Origin of the sequence: Microcoleus sp. K5-D4, assembly GCF_036704575.1 — a bacterium.
Taxonomy (GTDB): Bacteria; Cyanobacteriota; Cyanobacteriia; order Cyanobacteriales; family Microcoleaceae; genus Microcoleus.
The window spans coordinates 14,124-31,471 of the sequence record NZ_JAUBSD010000090.1 but is presented as its reverse complement, the minus strand read 5'-3'; the positions used below and the strand labels follow the sequence as shown (position 1 = coordinate 31,471).

The following is a 17,348-nucleotide window of genomic DNA, read 5'->3' as shown; positions in this document are numbered from 1 at the left end:
CAAACATTTTCAAACATATTGATCCTCAAACTCCTCTTGGGGTGGTGCGCCTGCGACGCACCCCCTGAACGGTTACGTTTGGGATTAAGCTCAAGCGCCTTATTATAATCAGAGAGTGCCTCTTTTATTTTTCCTAGTTTATACTTTGCTAAACCCCGATTGTTGTAGGTATCAGCGAATGTAGGAGCTAGTTTGTAATAGACAGCTAAACCAGCAATCCCCGCAAACAGGAGAAAAAAGCCTAATTTATAATAGTCATCTGTACTCCAGTCTTCTTTTTTCTCGGGTTTATATTGGATATCACTCCAACGGTAGGCAATAGCATAGTTGGAATTTATTAATTCAATTTTCTGATTATAATCAGCTACAGCACCCTTGAAATCGCCTTGATTGGTGCGAGCAAGTCCTTGACTGAAATAGACAGGGGAACAACCCGCTGCCCCAAACAGGGTCAAACCAGCAGCCAGAATTTGTGGAATCAAGCGATGCGGTTTTTTAGTCATAGCCTTTGCAGTTACTAAAATTTAATGAAAGTGCTTTTTTAACGGTTTGACAGACTATACCGAATTGTATCTGAGTGTGTAAAAATATAAAAATATATTGAGAAAAAAAGAGTGTAGGACTATTGCCGGATATTACTACACAACCCTTTGATGAGGTCAATGTTGATTTTGCGAGACATACCTAACAGGCGATGGACATCTACCAGACGATCGCTCATGTGTCTTCCAGAGACTCAAGCCAATGTCTCATCAAACATTTATCCTGCTGACAGGATAACGGCTGTTTCAAAACGAGTCTTAAATCTACACAACAATTAACATTTTAAATAAACAAAAATTTATAATTGGGTGCGTCAGCTCGCGTTATATTATCTGCGGATTCAATAACTCTTGGCTGACACACCCTACAAGTTTTAGCTACTGTCAATCTCTGTGAAACAAGCATCCCGCCTGTCAATCTCTGCGGTTCAATTCCCCTTACTTAGCCCGTACAACCAATACCGAACAAGGAGCCTCAGCGACAACCTCAGCACTCACCGAACCCTCTAAAATCCGCTTTAAACCTGTCAAACCCCGACAGCCGATCGCAATTAAATCCGCCTTATAAATATTAGCCAAACGCACAATTTCTTCTGCAGGTTGTCCCGAAACAATCTCCAATTCGCTCTGGCAAGGCAACTTTTCCTGATAAGATTGCAGCAACTTCTCCACCTCTCGGTAAGCAATCTCATCTCCCTGAGCGTGAGGTCGATCGACAACCGCGTCAAAATCCGACGTACCAGAACTCACAACATGAACTAGAATCACCTTTGCCCTCGGTTCTAGGTGAAATTGTCCTACAACTTGCAAAACCCGTTCTGCAAGCTCTGAATTGTCGATCGCTACCAAAACAGTATTCAATACCATGCACCTTTAAATCTCAGATATTTAGACTTTAAATATTTCGTTGATTGTCGCCTACTGTCCACAATTTCGCGCTTCCCACCAACATCATTATTACCTACCCCGAAACCCGGTTTCTTAACATAATTGCGTCATTTAAGCAAGATACTTGAAGAAACCGGGTTTCTTAAGCCCGCAGTGCGTAAGTAAGTAGGTGCAAATAAACTGGGCCGCTGGTCACAGAATGTAAAGCTACCATAATCGCAAGAGAATTGCTTCCTTTCATTGCATTTCACTCGCTTTTGACTACCTATGTATTTTGCCGATCATCTACTTAAATCTACCATCTAAAACTCACCCTTTCCCTCATTTTCAGTCCGCAGCCGCACCGAATCAGCGTGAGAAGGAAGCCCCTCTGCTTCCGCCAAAACATTAATCGCCCTACTCACCTTCTTAAGTGCAGCCGGCGAATATTGAATCAAACTCGAATGCTTCATAAAAGTTTCGACACCCAGCGGCGACGCATAGCGCGGAGCCCCAGAAGTCGGCAAAGTATGATTTGGGCCAGCCAAATAATCACCTACAGCTTCCGGCGTCGAGCAGCCCAAGAAAATCGCCCCAGCGTGGCGAATTTGGTCGAGCAAAGCCCAAGGATCTGCAACTTGCAATTCCAAGTGTTCGGGGGCGAACTCGTTAGAGAGTTCCGCCGCCGCTTTGAGCGAGTCAACTACTACGACTAAACCATAGTTGGCGATCGCCTTTTCTGTTAAAGTTCGGCGCGGGTGATTTGCCAACTGTCTGTCTACCTCAGCCACCACCTTCCTAGCCAGCACCGAATCCGCCGTCAGCAAAATTGCCGACGCCATCGAATCGTGCTCAGCTTGAGCCAACATATCCGCAGCCACGTGCACGGGATTCGCCGAACCATCCGCAATAATCAACACTTCCGACGGGCCAGCCAGAGAATCGATCCCCACAGTCCCGTAAACGAGTTTTTTAGCGAGAGTGACGTAAATATTCCCCGGCCCAGTAATTAAATCCACCTTCGGAATAGTTTCCGTACCGTAAGCCAAAGCCGCGATCGCCTGCGCCCCGCCTACCCGATAAATCTCATCAACTCCCGCTTCCTGAGCCGCTACCAGCACCGCAGGATTCATTTTCTTCTCCTGTCCGGGGGGAGTACACATCACCAGTCTCGGCACCTTGGCGACCTTCGCAGGAACCGCATTCATGATCACCGAGCTCGGATAGGACGCCTGACCGCCAGGAATGTAGATTCCCGCTCGATCGACCGGCGTGTAGCGCTTGCCCAAAACAATCTCGTCATCACCAAACTGCACCCAAGACTTGGGTACGCGCTGTCGGTGAAACGCCTCTACCTGTTTGCAAGCCAGCCGGATGGCATTTAATAATTCTTTCGACACCTGCTGGTAAGCAGCATCCAGTTCGGCGCCGCTGACCCGTAAATCTTCCACATTTAGGGTCATGCGGTCAAATTCAGCAGTGTAGTGCAGCACAGCCTGATCGCCTCTGCGCCTTACAGCTTGCAGCACCTCCCGCACGGTGGCTTCTTTGTGAACGACAAGTTCGTCATGGGTGCGATCGCAGATCCGTCGCAGTTCAGCTTGTGCCTCAACCCACTGAGTAATGATTCGCAGCATGGAGATTAGGAATGCCGTCTATAACTTCACTAACATTTGCTTGACAATTGGGGATTTTTGTGGGGTTCTCCTAGAGAATTAAGCCACCACCAGTCCACAAGCTTAAACCGCGAGAGTCGCGGCATTTTCCAAGGCTTCAGTGCAGCGTTTAAATCTCTGTCAAGGATTTTGCAACACTGAGGACAAGTCACAACCTTCTCTAGGAATTGCCCGCCAGAGAACCAGGTGCGGAGGAAGAGGGTGGGAACGCAGAGGAGAGAGTGTTCGACCCCAATAATATCCGAGAGGGAGAGTGTTCGAGCGGAAGAATTTTGATTCTGCCTTCTACTTTCTACCTTCTGATCCGGCTGTCTTCTACCTTCTACCTTCTACCTTCAGCTTTTTACCTTCTACCTTCGGTAAGTGCTTCTTGCCGAAGCCCAAATCACCCGTATTCTTTGTTATAGCTTAACTTGGATTTTTCAGAGAATTGGATTTTAAGCAGAATAGGTGCTATATTAGTTTTTCCAACACCTGATAATTTTTTTTATAAAAAAGCGCCAAATTATTGTATACTTGAAAATTGCGCGCAAGAAACCGTGACTTTAACTGGTGACGGTGGAAACACCGCAAAACGCCTCTGTAACACCCGTGTCATACCTTTGGGTATTCTCAGGGGTAAAAAACAGGCAGTTAAATGAGTCAATAAAAAATTATTGCGCGGGCGTCGCCAAAAAGTAGCCACAGACTCAGCTCAATCTGAGCGTCAATCTGAGCGAATGGAAAGTGGCTATCTCACTCCGCCATTAAAAATCAAGCTTTTTGCGGATCGATCCCGAAAAGGTTGTCCTTCAAAATCCCCGTGTCTTGGGACTGTCTTGAGACTAGGGTGTATCAATGAATACCTACTTCCAGCAACTGAACTATGGCAAATATTAAGTCCGCCGTCAAACGAGTCAAAATCGCCGAACGTAACCGCTTGTACAACAAATCTTACAAGTCAGCGGTCAAAACTTTGATGAAAAAGTATTTTGCGGCCGTAGACAAGTACGCTGCATCTCCGAGTCCTGAATTAATGCAAGAAGTCCAGCAGCGAATGTCTGAGGCCTACAGCAAAATTGACAAAGCTGTCAAAAAAGGTGTACTCCACCGCAACAACGGCGCTCGCAAAAAGTCCCGCTTGGCAAGAACTCTCAAGCCACACGAAACATCCTCGGTAGCATCTTAAGGAAGCAGAAAGTTCGGCAACGAAGCAGTGTACAAGATTGAAGGGATGGATGTTGAGGGAAGAAGTCAAGCGTGAAGCAGTCAAGCGTGAAGCAGGAAGAAGGAAGAAGGAAGAAAGAAGACGGAAGATTTTTCCCACACACTCTCTGCCACTCCCACTCCCAGACTCTCTCACTCCCCCCTCGCCCTATCCCACAAGGACTCTCCCGTATCACCTCTAATCTGCTTCCCCCATGCAGCTCATCGACACTCACGTTCATATCAACTTTGAGACCTACAAATCTGAGTTAGAAGCCATTCGAGAACGCTGGCGCGAAGCTGGTGTAGTTCGGCTGGTTCATTCTTGTGTAGAGCCAGAAGAGTTTGCCGGCATTCAAGCAATCGCCAATCAGTTTGCCGAAGTTTCGTTTGCGGTTGGACTCCACCCCCTAGATGCGGACAAGTGGAAAGACGAGACTGCGAGCCAGATTAGGGAATTAGCAAGTTCGGACTCTAGGGTAGTGGCGATCGGCGAAACCGGACTGGACTTTTATAAAGCTGACGATCGAGAACACCAGTTTAAAGTGTTTGAGGCACAGCTTGAAATCGCCCAGGAACTTGACAAACCAGTCATTATCCACTGTCGCGACGCCGCCGCCCCAATGGCCGAAATGCTGAGGAACTTTTGGGAAACACGCGGGCCAGTGCGCGGGGTCATGCACTGCTGGGGAGGCACACCCGAAGAAACCCAGTGGTTTTTAGACCTAGGTTTCTACATCAGTTTTAGCGGAACAGTCACCTTTAAAAAAGCCTTGCAAATACAAGAATCAGCTTGTATGGTAAATAACGATCGCATCCTAGTCGAGACAGATTGCCCTTTTCTCGCCCCCGTACCCCAGCGGGGAAAACGCAACGAACCAGCCTACGTCTACTACGTAGCCGAGCAAGTTGCTAAATTGAGAGGAGTTTCTCTCTTAACTTTGTCCCAGCAGACAACCAAAAATGCCTGTCAGCTATTCGGTTTTTCAGTTTAGGTATAGCAGAACAAAGAAACGAGGAAAACAGGTCGATTTAGGATCTAGCGATAGGGACAATTCCATTTCTATCCTGCCAGAAAAACCGGATTCATCCTTTATTGGAGATTCTTTTGGCGTTGGCTGTTGCGATCGGATTTGCGTCCTATAATAAAAAGAACCGACCATCGGGCGTTGGCTTAGTATCCGCGACTGCGATGTCGCCCGGGAACTACCAACACAAAGCGAGTACGCTAACCTTCGGTATCGGTCACAACTTCACGCAATACCTCAAACTTACACACTCAAACTTACACATCAGAAGAAACTTGGAACCTCAGCAATTTGGCAATAGCTGTCAAGTCAATTTTAGGAGTCAAAAGTGTAGGGGATTTACCCAAGAAAACCACGAGATCGGAGCTAAAAGCATCTCGATCGAAACCAGAATCCGCACAAAAATACTGCGAGCAACCCGCAAAAATAACCGTTGCAGCAGTTGGTAGGCGATCTAAAACATCATATAAATTCTCTCACACAATCAATCAAAAAAACGCAACAAGGTAAAAAAGCCCAGCCTTGGCGCCATGTAAAAAGCTAGAGCCACTGCGGAAAAAGGACCCCCATGACCACTAAAGATTACACAGAATTCGCCTTCACCTTGCCCGATTTGATCGAAATCCAGCGGGCAAGTTTTCGCTGGTTTCTAGAAGCCGGGCTGATCGAAGAACTCGACAGCTTCTCCCCGATTACAGACTACACGGGGAAGCTGGAACTCCACTTCATGGGCAAAGACTTCAAACTCAAGCGCCCGAAATACGACGTGGACGAAGCCAAGCGCAGGGACAGCACCTATTCGGTGCAAATGTACGTACCCACTCGCCTGATTAACAAAGAAACAGGGGAAATCAAAGAACAAGAAGTCTTCATCGGCGACTTGCCCTTGATGACCGAGCGCGGCACTTTCATCATCAACGGCGCGGAACGGGTGATTGTCAACCAAATCGTGCGTTCCCCAGGCGTCTACTACAAATCAGAAACCGACAAAAACGGTCGCCGTTCCTATAACGCCAGTCTGATCCCTAACCGTGGCGCGTGGCTGAAATTTGAAACAGACAAAAACGATTTAGTCTGGGTCAGAATCGACAAAACCCGCAAACTATCGGCTCAGGTGCTGCTCAAAGCCCTCGGACTCACCGACGGCGAAATCTACGACTCACTCCGCCACCCGGAATACTTCCAAAAAACGATCGAGAAAGAAGGACAATTCGGCGAAGAAGAAGCTTTGATGGAGCTCTACCGCAAACTCCGTCCAGGGGAACCCCCCACCGTTGCAGGCGGCGAACAGCTCCTCAACTCGCGCTTTTTCGACCCCAAACGCTACGATTTGGGCCGAGTCGGGCGCTACAAACTCAACAAAAAATTGCGCTTGACAGTCCCCGATACCATGCGGGTGCTGACATCGCAAGATATCTTGACAGCGATCGACTACTTAATCAACCTCGAATTCGACATCGGCTCCACCGACGACATCGACCACTTAGGCAACCGTCGCGTCCGCAGTGTCGGAGAACTGCTGCAAAACCAAGTCCGAGTCGGCCTCAACCGCCTAGAACGGATCATCCGCGAAAGAATGACCGTTTCGGATGCCGACTCCCTCAGCCCCGCTTCTCTGGTCAACCCCAAACCGCTGGTAGCAGCAATCAAGGAATTCTTCGGTTCCTCCCAGCTATCGCAGTTCATGGATCAAACCAACCCTCTGGCAGAACTGACTCACAAACGTCGGCTTTCCGCCTTGGGCCCTGGAGGCCTGACTCGGGAACGCGCCGGGTTTGCAGTGCGGGACATTCACCCGTCCCACTACGGCCGGATTTGCCCGATCGAAACACCAGAAGGCCCCAACGCCGGTCTGATCGGTTCCTTGGCAACCCACGCCCGCGTCAACCCCTACGGCTTCATTGAAACTCCTTTTTATCCAGTAGAAAAAGGACGGGTGCTGCGCGACAAAGCCCCTGTTTACATGACAGCCGACGAAGAAGACGATTTGCGCGTAGCCCCCGGAGACATCAGCCTCGACGAAAACAACAACCTCTTGGGCGAAACCGTAGCCGTCCGCTACCGCCAAGAATTTACGACGACTACACCGATGCAGGTGGACTACATGGCGATTTCGCCTGTGCAAATCGTCTCCGTCGCGACATCCCTGATTCCGTTCTTGGAACACGACGACGCCAACAGAGCTCTGATGGGATCGAATATGCAGCGGCAAGCTGTGCCGCTACTGAAACCAGAACGGCCCCTCGTCGGTACGGGCTTGGAAGCTCAGGCCGCCCGAGATTCCGGGATGGTTGTGGTTTCCCGGATCGACGGCGAGGTGATTTACATCGACGCTACCCGGATTATTGTCAAACCCCTGGCTGTAGATGCCGAATCGAATTCCAGCGAAGAACATTTCCTGATTAAGGAATACGACGATCTCAAAGTCAAACAGCCCTCGGTTTGGAAGCAAAAATATGCTGGCTGCATCGAACACGAACTGCAAAAATATCAGCGTTCTAACCAGGATACTTGTTTAAACCAGCGTCCGCTAATTTATGAGGGCGATCGAGTCGTAGCAGGTCAAGTTCTCGCCGACGGTTCCTCCACCGAAGGAGCAGAACTCGCTCTGGGTCACAATATCCTCGTAGCTTATATGCCTTGGGAAGGCTACAACTACGAAGACGCGATGCTAATTAGCGAGCGTTTGGTGTACGAAGATGTCTACACTTCGATCCACATTGAAAAATACGAAATCGAAGCCCGCCAAACCAAACTCGGCCCCGAAGAAATCACCCGCGAAATTCCTAACGTCGGCGAAGACGCGCTGCGCCAGCTAGACGAACAGGGCATTATCCGCAAAGGTGCCTGGGTAGAAGCCAGCGACATCCTAGTCGGCAAAGTCACCCCCAAGGGCGAATCCGACCAACCGCCGGAAGAAAAACTGCTGAGGGCAATCTTCGGCGAAAAAGCCCGCGACGTGCGCGACAATTCCCTCCGCGTCCCTAACGGCGAAAAAGGCCGCGTGGTTGACGTGCGGGTGTTTACCCGCGAACAGGGCGACGAACTGCCTCCTGGCGCCAACATGGTCGTCCGCGTCTATGTAGCTCAAAAGCGGAAGATTCAAGTCGGCGACAAAATGGCCGGCCGCCACGGGAATAAGGGTATTGTGTCCCGGATTCTGCCGATGGAGGATATGCCTTATTTGCCCGACGGGACTCCGGTTGACATAGTGCTCAATCCCTTGGGCGTACCGTCGCGGATGAACGTGGGTCAGATTTTTGAGTGCTTGCTGGGATGGGCCGGCGAAAATCTGTCGATGCGGTTCAAGATGGTGCCTTTTGATGAAATGCACGGCGCTGAAAAGTCGCGGGAAACCGTACACGGCAAGTTACAGGAGGCGCGCGAAAAAACCGGCAAGCCTTGGGTGTTTAATGAAAAGCACCCCGGCAAGACTATTGTCTACGATGGCCGAACTGGTGAACCGTTCGATCGCCCGATCACAGTCGGCATCGCCTATATGCTGAAGCTGGTTCACTTGGTAGACGATAAGATCCACGCCCGCAGCACAGGCCCTTACTCGCTGGTAACGCAGCAGCCTTTGGGCGGCAAAGCGCAGCAGGGGGGTCAGCGGTTCGGAGAAATGGAAGTCTGGGCTCTGGAAGCGTTCGGCGCAGCTTATACTTTGCAAGAGTTGCTTACTGTCAAGTCGGACGATATGCAGGGACGGAATGAAGCGCTGAATGCGATCGTCAAAGGCAAAGCTATTCCGCGCCCCGGTACGCCGGAATCTTTCAAGGTGCTGATGCGGGAGTTGCAGTCTTTGTGCTTGGATATTGCCGTGCACAAGGTGAATACGTCCGACGAGGGCAGCGAGCACGTTGAGGTGGATTTGATGGCAGATGCTGGGGGCAAGCGATCGCCCTCCCGGCCTACTTACGAATCGCTTTCTCGTGACGAACTTGACGAAGATTAGGGATTTTAGATTTTAGATTTTAGATTTTAGATTGAAGAATTGTTTGACAGCATTCAATCTTACATCTCACATCTAAAATCTAAAATCGAGAAGTGCCAATTAAAATGCCTCAGCAGTGGTACGAACACTGGTGAGGCGAATCAACGCTCTTAAGAGGAGAGACGCTGACATGACTATTGTAACAGTTGTCCCAGGAATAGAAGGAGAAGTTGACCTGAAGACTGGCTGTATTAACTGGCAAGGGAGCAAGTTTGGCAACGGTTACGGGCGCAAGTGGCTAGATGGCAAAACGGTATTAGTCCACCGATTAGTCCTCGAATCAAAAATAGCAGGATTCCTTGGTTCCGGTTATTTTGCTTGCCACACCTGTGACAATCGAAGCTGCATCAACCCAGCACATCTCGTAGCGGGAACTGCGGCTGAAAATACCGGGCAGATGATTGGGCGCGATCGCAAAACTCCCAGACGGAAAAGTATTCCGGGTATTGGCATATTGTCGATCAAACAACTCCGGGAAATTCAGACTAAATATTTATCTGGAACAGTCAAAAACCACCTAGCAAAAGAGTATGGATTACAACATGAAACTATTACTAAGATACTTCAGACAAATATTCCCGATAACTTCACTACAGTTTTGCCCGGTTTTTTAGGAGAAATTCAAGACAACGGCTGCATCATTTTTCAAGGCTCAAAGGACGGTCAAGGCTATGGCAGATACTGGAAAAATGGGAAATCGAAATCAGTTACTCGTGCTGTTTTAGCTGAGAAATTAGGATGTGAAATTCCGACTTCGATAGATGCTTGTCATACCTGCGACAATCCCAGTTGTATTAATCCAGAACACCTTTGGGGTGGTACTCGCACTCAAAATTCATTAGATGCTTCTAAGAAAGGACGCACTCAAGGCAAAAGTCATCCCCTTTCCAAGGCAAAATTAGACTGGGAAAAGGTACGAGAAATTCGGCAAAAACTAGCCGCAGGAGAGAGAGTGAAGGATGTAGCTCAGGAATATGGTGTGGGTCGCAAAACCATACATGATATTAAGTATCACGTCACTTGGAAGGAAGAAGGCCAAGAGGTTCCAGTTCCTCGCATGGGTGGATACCTCGATCGGAAATTGACTTTCGAGCAAGCTCTTGAGGTACGAAAAAGGATTAGAGATAGAGAATCAATCTCTAAAATAGCTGATGACTTAAGAGTCTCCTCAAGTGTCATCTATGATATTAAAAACAATATCACATATAAAGGAGTATAAGATTGATTTAAGCAGTAAAAAAAGCACAGAAAAAAGAGAAAGCACCACAAATAATCTACTGTAAATTATCAATTGGAGTCAAGAATGGCTAAAATAGAACAACGCTTTGATTACGTCAAGATCGGGTTAGCTTCACCAGAAAGAATTCGACAGTGGGGAGAGAGGACTTTACCCAACGGTCAGATAACTGGAGAAGTGACGAAGCCCGAAACAATAAATTATAGGACTTTGAAACCGGAAATGGATGGCTTGTTTTGCGAGCGCATTTTTGGGCCTGCAAAAGATTGGGAATGTCATTGTGGGAAGTACAAACGAGTTCGCCATAGAGGCATTGTTTGCGAAAGATGCGGTGTTGAAGTCACTGAATCTCGCGTCCGCCGTCACCGGATGGGATTTATCAAATTAGCAGCTCCAGTAGCTCACGTTTGGTATCTCAAAGGCATCCCGAGTTACATGGCAATTCTGTTAGATATGCCGCTGCGAGATGTCGAACAAATCGTCTATTTCAACGCCTATGTTGTCCTCAATCCCGGTAATGCCGAAAAACTTCAATACAAGCAATTGCTCACCGAAGATGCTTGGCTGGAAATAGAAGACGAACTTTACAGCGAAGATTCCACACTCACAGGTGTAGAAGTAGGCATAGGTGCTGAAGCTTTGCAAGTTTTGCTGCAAAATATTCCGTTAGAAAGTGAAGCGGAAAAGTTGCGGGAAGATATTGCCAATGCTAAAGGTCAAAAACGGGCGAAGTTAATTAAACGCTTGCGGGTAATTGACAACTTCATCGCTACGGGATCTCAACCCGATTGGATGGTACTCAATGTGATTCCGGTGATTCCCCCCGACTTGCGGCCGATGGTGCAGCTAGACGGCGGGCGTTTTGCAACGAGCGACCTCAACGACCTCTACCGAAGAGTAATCAACCGCAATAACCGCTTGGCTAGACTCCAAGAAATTCTGGCGCCGGAGATTATCATCCGCAACGAAAAGCGGATGCTGCAAGAAGCTGTGGATGCGCTGATTGACAACGGTCGCCGGGGTCGGACAGTGGTGGGCGCAAACAACCGCCCGCTGAAGTCGCTGTCGGACATCATTGAAGGGAAACAAGGTCGCTTCCGGCAAAACTTGCTGGGGAAACGGGTTGACTACTCCGGGCGATCGGTGATTGTGGTGGGGCCGAAACTGAAGATTCATCAGTGCGGTTTGCCGAGGGAAATGGCGATCGAACTTTTCCAGCCTTTCGTCATCCACCGCCTGATCCGCCAAGGATTGGTCAACAACATCAAAGCTGCCAAAAAACTGATTCAGCGCAACGATCCCAGCGTTTGGGACGTGCTTCAGGAGGTGATTGAAGGACACCCGGTAATGCTAAACCGGGCGCCCACTCTCCACCGTTTGGGGATTCAAGCCTTTGAGCCGATTTTGGTGGACGGGAGGGCGATTCAGCTTCACCCGCTAGTCTGTCCTGCTTTTAACGCTGACTTTGACGGCGACCAAATGGCCGTGCACGTGCCGTTGTCTCTGGAATCTCAGGCGGAAGCGCGCTTGCTGATGCTGGCTTCTAACAACATTATGTCGCCAGCAACCGGAAGACCGATCGTTACTCCTTCTCAAGATATGGTGCTCGGTTGCTATTACTTGACAGCCGAAAATCCTGACGCTCAAAAAGGAGCCGGTCACTATTTTTCCAACCTTACCGACGCGGTTGTAGCTTACGAACAAGGAATCGTTGACTTGCACTCTTATGTGTGGGTGAGATTTCAAGGCGCCATAGAAAACACTGAACCCGAAGGAGAACCGCTGAAGGTGGAACGCTCTACCGACGGTATCGTGACGAAAGAATACAAGTTCCGCCGGGTTCGGGAAGACGGAGAGGGCAAGGTGCTCAATCAGTTCATTCGCACTACTCCGGGCCGGATTATCTATCACCAAACAATCGAATCGGTAATTAACAATTAGAAATGGGTAAGGGGTAAGAGGTAATGGATAAGAGGTAATGGGTAAGAGGTAATGGGTAATAACTGATAAATACTCGCTACCAAATAATAGTGATTGCAACCGGAAAATTTACCCATTACTACTTACAAATACTTTCAGCGATGCGGTTACTGAGCAAAGTCTAAGGGCAGTAAAAGTTACCAATTACCAATTAAGTAGGTAGGTGCAAATAAACTTTATTATGGGAATGGCAGGTGAGAGCATTCATCTCCTAGCTGAGCTTCGGTTCCTTATACGCACTCACCAGCCCCTACAAAATGCTTGTTGTTTTTTCCCGCCGCTCTACTTATCAATTACCAATTACCAATTACCACTTACCAATTACCAATACTTCGGCTACGTTCTGAAACCTTGGGCTTCGCTCAAGAGAACCGAAGTCGAAGGGCAGTAAAAGTTACCAATTACCACTACTCAGAAAAATGACAGAAAATAAGGAAATTGTTTTTCGCAATCGAGTTGTTGACAAAGGTCAGCTCAAAAAATTAATCTCTTGGTCCTTCATGCACTACGGAACGGCCCGTACAGCGCAAATGGCCGATAAACTCAAAGACTTGGGTTTCCGCTTTGCGACACGAGCGGGAGTTTCGATTAGCGTAGACGACCTGCAAGTGCCCCCGTCAAAACGATCGCTCCTCGATGCAGCCGAAGAAGAAATCCGCATCACCGAACAAAAATACACCAGAGGTGAAATCACCGAAGTCGAACGCTTCCAAAAAGTAATCGATACCTGGAACAGCACATCAGAAGACCTCAAAGACGAAGTAGTCAAAAACTTCCGAGCCACAGACCCCCTAAACTCGGTCTACATGATGGCATTCTCCGGGGCGCGGGGAAACATTTCTCAAGTGCGGCAGCTAGTCGGAATGCGCGGATTGATGGCTGACCCCCAAGGCGAAATCATCGACTTGCCAATTAAAACCAACTTCCGCGAGGGACTCACCGTTACCGAATACATCATCTCTTCCTACGGCGCGCGCAAAGGCTTGGTAGATACAGCGTTGCGGACGGCAGACTCTGGCTATTTGACTCGCCGTTTGGTGGATGTGTCCCAAGACGTAATTGTGCGGGAAGTGGACTGCGGCACTCAGCGGGGAATTCGAGTACGGCCGATGACGGACGGAGCAACAGTGCTGATTCCCCTCAAGGACAGACTGCTAGGGCGGGTGTTCGCCAAAGATGTGGTGCACCCCAAAACCGGGGAAATCGTGTCTTACGGCAGCGAAAAAGCCGTCCGAAATCAGCCAATTACCGAGGAGTTGGCGACGGAAATTGGTAATTCAGGGGTCGCAGAGGTGTATTTACGATCGCCCTTGACTTGTGAATCTACCCGATCGGTTTGTCAGCACTGCTATGGCTGGAGTCTCGCCCACTTGAAAATGGTGGACATGGGAGAAGCGATCGGGATTATTGCAGCTCAGTCGATCGGGGAACCGGGAACCCAGCTCACCATGCGTACCTTCCACACCGGCGGCGTATTCACTGGAGAAGTCGCGAAACAAGAACGCGCACCGTTCCCCGGTGTAGTGAAATTCAAGAACTTGCGTACTCGCTCGTTCCGCACCAGACACGGCGAAGAAGCACTGGTGGCAGAAAACAACGGCAAACTTGTATTTGAGGGCGACGGATTTGAAGAAGGGAAATCCGGTGCCAAAAATCAAAAACTGAAAATCGAATTGGCGATCGTCCAGGGCTCTACTCTGATGGTCAAAGACGGACAGCGCGCCATTCCCGGTCAAGTTTTGGCAGAAGTGCCGATCCTCGGTCGCGCCGCCCGCAAAACCACTGAAAAAGTGACTACAGACGTGGCTTCCGACTTAGCCGGAGAAGCCAAATTTGCTGATTTGGTGCCTGAAGAAAAAACCGACCGCCAAGGGAACACCACCCGCACAGCCAGCAAAGGCGGGCTGATTTGGATTCTCTCAGGAGAGGTCTACAACTTGCCCCCAGGCGCCGAACCTGCAGTGAAAAATGGCGATCGCATTCCGGCCGAAAGCGTGATTGCCGAAACTAAACTCGTCTCCGAACACGGCGGCGTAGTCCGCATCGCTGACCCCAGAGAAATCGAAATTATCACCGCCCAAGTCCTGCTCGACCAAGCAGTTGTGCGGGCAGAAAGCGCAGGCGGCCGCGACCACTACACGATCGAAACATCTTCTAAGCAGCGGTTTTCCCTGAAGACGGCTCCTGGGAGCAAAGTGATTAACGGGGAAGTCGTCGCCGAACTGCTCGACGACAGCTACCGCACAGCTACAGGGGGAATTGTCAAGTACGGCGGGGTGGAAGTCCACAAGCGCGGCAAAGCTAAACTTGGCTACGAAGTCGTTAAAGGCGGGACTTTGCTCTGGATACCGGAAGAGTGCCACGAGGTAAATAAAGATATTTCATTGCTGCTGGTGGAAGACGGCCAGTACGTTGAGGCCGGTACAGAAGTCGTTAAGGATATTTTCTGCCAAACCAGCGGGGCAGTGGAAATCACTCAGAAAAATGACATCCTTCGGGAAATTGTGATCAAACCGGGCACACTCCATGTAGTTGACCGCCCGCCACTAACATTTGGGGAAGGTCAAATCGTCAACGCCGGTGAAGAAATTTTCCCAGGCTTGGTTGCCGAAGAGTTGGGCTATGCGGAGTATATCGAAACTCCCGAAGGCCCGGCTTTGCTGCTGCGGCCTGTGGTGGAGTTTCCGGTGCCGGATAAGCCACCTGTGCCTTCTCAGACGGCGCTGAATGAGTCGATCTCTTTGAAAGCGGTGCAGCGACTTCCTTATAAGGATGGGGAGCGCGTCAAGTCTGTCGAGGGATTGGAACTGCTGCGGACTCAGCTTATCTTGGAAATTGGTTCGGGAGCTCCGCAACTGGCGGCGGATATCGAGCTGTTGCCGGATGAGGAAGATGCTACGGCTTTTGGGGCGGACGGTTCGGGGCCGGCTTGGGGTTCGCCTGAAGACGGTAGTGCGTCGCAAGAGTTGGCGATGGCTGTCAGCGATGGGGGCGATCGAGCTTCAAAGACTTTCCGCTTGCAGCTAGTCATTTTGGAATCGCTGGTGATTCGGCGGGATGTGTCTGCAGATCCGACTCAGGGCAGCACTCACACGCGGCTGTTGGTCGAAGATGGGCAGTCGATCGCGCCCGGGGCAGTAGTCGCCCGCACCGAGATTCTCTGCAAAGAAGCGGGTATCGTTCGGGGCATCCGCGAGGGGCAGGGCGAACCAGTACGCCGACTGTTGGTGATGCGAGATGCGGATTCTATTTCGATCTCTGTGGCGGGTACGCCGGATGTGAGTCCGGGTCAACTGCTGGTTGCTGGTACCGAAATAGCTCCGGGGGTTGTTCTCGAAGAGTCCGGCCAAGTTGTGAAGGTTGTACCTGCGTCTGAGACAGAATCGGCGAAACTCTTGCTCCGGGTGGCTCGTCCTTACCGGGTTTCGGCTGGTGCGGTGCTGCACGTAGACGACGGCGATTTGGTGCAGCGGGGTGACAATTTGGTGATTCTGGTCTTTGAGCGGGCAAAGACTGGGGATATCATTCAGGGTTTGCCACGGATTGAGGAACTTCTTGAAGGGCGGAAGCCGAAGGAAGCTTGTATTTTAGCCAAGCGGCCGGGGACGGCTCGCGTGGTTACGGATGACGATGTTGTGGAACTTGCGGTGATTGAGGATGATGGCCGGATTGAGGAGTATCCTTTGTTGCCTGGTCAAAACCCGATCGTTTCCGACGGACAGCGCGTAGGCGTCGCCGAAGCTTTGACCGACGGGCCTGCTAACCCTCACGAAATTCTGGAGGTGTTCTTCCACGTGCTCAAGGAGCGGCAGTCTACTTTTGAGGCTGCCTTGGAGAGTTTCCAACAGGTGCAGACGTTTTTGGTGAATGAGGTGCAGTCGGTTTATCAGTCTCAGGGCGTGGATATTTCCGACAAGCACATCGAGGTGATTGTTCGCCAGATGACCAACAAAGTCAGGATGGAAGATGGCGGCGATACTACTATGCTCCCCGGTGAGTTGGTAGAATTGCGGCAGGTTGAGCAGGTGAATGAGGCGATGTCAATTACTGGTGGAGCGCCGGCGGATTATACTCCGGTGTTGCTGGGGATTACTAAGGCTTCGCTGAATACTGATAGCTTTATTTCTGCTGCTTCGTTCCAGGAGACTACGCGGGTGTTGACTGAGGCTGCGATCGAAGGTAAGTCTGACTGGCTGCGCGGGCTGAAGGAAAATGTGATTATCGGCCGCCTGATTCCTGCGGGTACTGGGTTCAATGCCTATGAGGATGCTGGGGTTCAGGATGCGGGTTTTGATGGTGCTGTGTTTGATGACGACATCCACGATTTACAGGAGGATGTGGTACTTGATGACCGTACTGCGCGTCGCGCGTATACGATCGAGAGCGGTTTTGAGATCGGGCGCGGGTCTGATCTTGAGGCTGATGAGGATTTTGAGGAAGTTGAGGTTGATGAGGACGAGTTTGTCGCTGAGACTGATGATGACGCCTTGGGACCTGATGTTGACGATGATGATGATATCGGTTTTGACTTCGATGAGGACGAAGACTAATCATAGTTTTGAGATTGCATGAATGAGTGAACAGCGTTGCGCTCGCTGAGGATAATTTGGTTCCACGGGCGCCGCACACTCCGATTTCATGAGTTGAAAAAACTCAAATTTTTCCTCACAAATTACAAGTCCGAACTCATCGCATGGTGCGATGGGACATCGAAAGGAAGAAGGAAGAAGGAAGATTCAGAGTTTAAGCAAACTTTGTAATTCTAGAGTTTTAATGGTTTGTTGGTTCAAACAAACAATTCTTTCTTCCTTCTTCCTTTTTCCTTCTTCCTTCTTATTC

Annotated in this window: 9 protein-coding genes; 6 read left to right on the top strand and 3 right to left on the bottom strand. The window is 49.8% G+C overall.

The features are described from left to right. The 3 genes from QUA77_RS23300 to hisD form a co-directional block, all read right to left on the bottom strand. A partial coding sequence (locus QUA77_RS23300) for a tetratricopeptide repeat protein (RefSeq protein WP_333452786.1) occupies positions 1-503 on the bottom strand: 503 nt, incomplete at its 3' end. A gap of 477 nt (positions 504-980) precedes the next feature. Beyond that, on the bottom strand, positions 981-1,409 hold the full coding sequence (locus QUA77_RS23295) for a universal stress protein (RefSeq protein ID WP_333452784.1): 429 nt from the start codon (positions 1,407-1,409) through the stop codon (positions 981-983). Positions 1,410-1,732: 323 nt separating this feature from the next. Further along, on the bottom strand, positions 1,733-3,046 hold the full coding sequence (gene hisD, locus QUA77_RS23290) for a histidinol dehydrogenase (protein ID WP_333041543.1): 1,314 nt from the start codon (positions 3,044-3,046) through the stop codon (positions 1,733-1,735). Between the two features lie 904 nt (positions 3,047-3,950). On the opposite strand from hisD, the gene rpsT reads away from it, so the two are divergent. The 6 genes from rpsT (at position 3,951) to QUA77_RS23260 (ending at position 17,059) form a co-directional block, all read left to right on the top strand. Beyond that, positions 3,951-4,253, top strand: a complete 303-nt coding sequence (gene rpsT, locus QUA77_RS23285) for a 30S ribosomal protein S20 (protein ID WP_333452782.1) — start codon at positions 3,951-3,953, stop codon at positions 4,251-4,253. Positions 4,254-4,485: 232 nt separating this feature from the next. Next, the gene (locus QUA77_RS23280; protein ID WP_333452780.1) at positions 4,486-5,265 is read left to right on the top strand and encodes a TatD family hydrolase; all 780 of its coding nucleotides are present in this window, start codon (positions 4,486-4,488) and stop codon (positions 5,263-5,265) included. A 601-nt stretch (positions 5,266-5,866) separates the two neighbouring features. Continuing rightward, positions 5,867-9,253, top strand: coding sequence for a DNA-directed RNA polymerase subunit beta (gene rpoB, locus QUA77_RS23275; RefSeq protein ID WP_333041547.1), 3,387 nt, complete (start codon positions 5,867-5,869; stop codon positions 9,251-9,253). A 169-nt stretch (positions 9,254-9,422) separates the two neighbouring features. Then, entirely contained in the window at positions 9,423-10,511 is a 1,089-nt protein-coding gene (locus QUA77_RS23270; RefSeq protein ID WP_333041548.1) for an HNH endonuclease, read from the top strand. Positions 10,512-10,595: 84 nt separating this feature from the next. Then, positions 10,596-12,470: a DNA-directed RNA polymerase subunit gamma gene (locus tag QUA77_RS23265; RefSeq protein WP_015179160.1), complete on the top strand. Its 1,875-nt coding sequence runs from the start codon at positions 10,596-10,598 to the stop codon at positions 12,468-12,470. A 458-nt stretch (positions 12,471-12,928) separates the two neighbouring features. Continuing rightward, on the top strand, positions 12,929-17,059 hold the full coding sequence (locus QUA77_RS23260; protein WP_333452777.1) for a DNA-directed RNA polymerase subunit beta'': 4,131 nt from the start codon (positions 12,929-12,931) through the stop codon (positions 17,057-17,059). The last annotated feature ends 289 nt before the right edge of the window (positions 17,060-17,348 follow it).

Bases quoted from the DNA above. Each gene is read 5' to 3' on its own strand.
- QUA77_RS23295 (WP_333452784.1), bottom strand. From the start codon at position 1,409: ATGGTATTGAATACTGTTTTGGTAGCGATCGACAATTCAGAGCTTGCA.
- hisD (WP_333041543.1), bottom strand. From the start codon at position 3,046: ATGCTGCGAATCATTACTCAGTGGGTTGAGGCACAAGCTGAACTGCGA.
- rpsT (WP_333452782.1), top strand. From the start codon at position 3,951: ATGGCAAATATTAAGTCCGCCGTCAAACGAGTCAAAATCGCCGAACGT.
- QUA77_RS23280 (WP_333452780.1), top strand. From the start codon at position 4,486: ATGCAGCTCATCGACACTCACGTTCATATCAACTTTGAGACCTACAAA.
- rpoB (WP_333041547.1), top strand. From the start codon at position 5,867: ATGACCACTAAAGATTACACAGAATTCGCCTTCACCTTGCCCGATTTG.
- QUA77_RS23270 (WP_333041548.1), top strand. From the start codon at position 9,423: ATGACTATTGTAACAGTTGTCCCAGGAATAGAAGGAGAAGTTGACCTG.
- QUA77_RS23265 (WP_015179160.1), top strand. From the start codon at position 10,596: ATGGCTAAAATAGAACAACGCTTTGATTACGTCAAGATCGGGTTAGCT.
- QUA77_RS23260 (WP_333452777.1), top strand. From the start codon at position 12,929: ATGACAGAAAATAAGGAAATTGTTTTTCGCAATCGAGTTGTTGACAAA.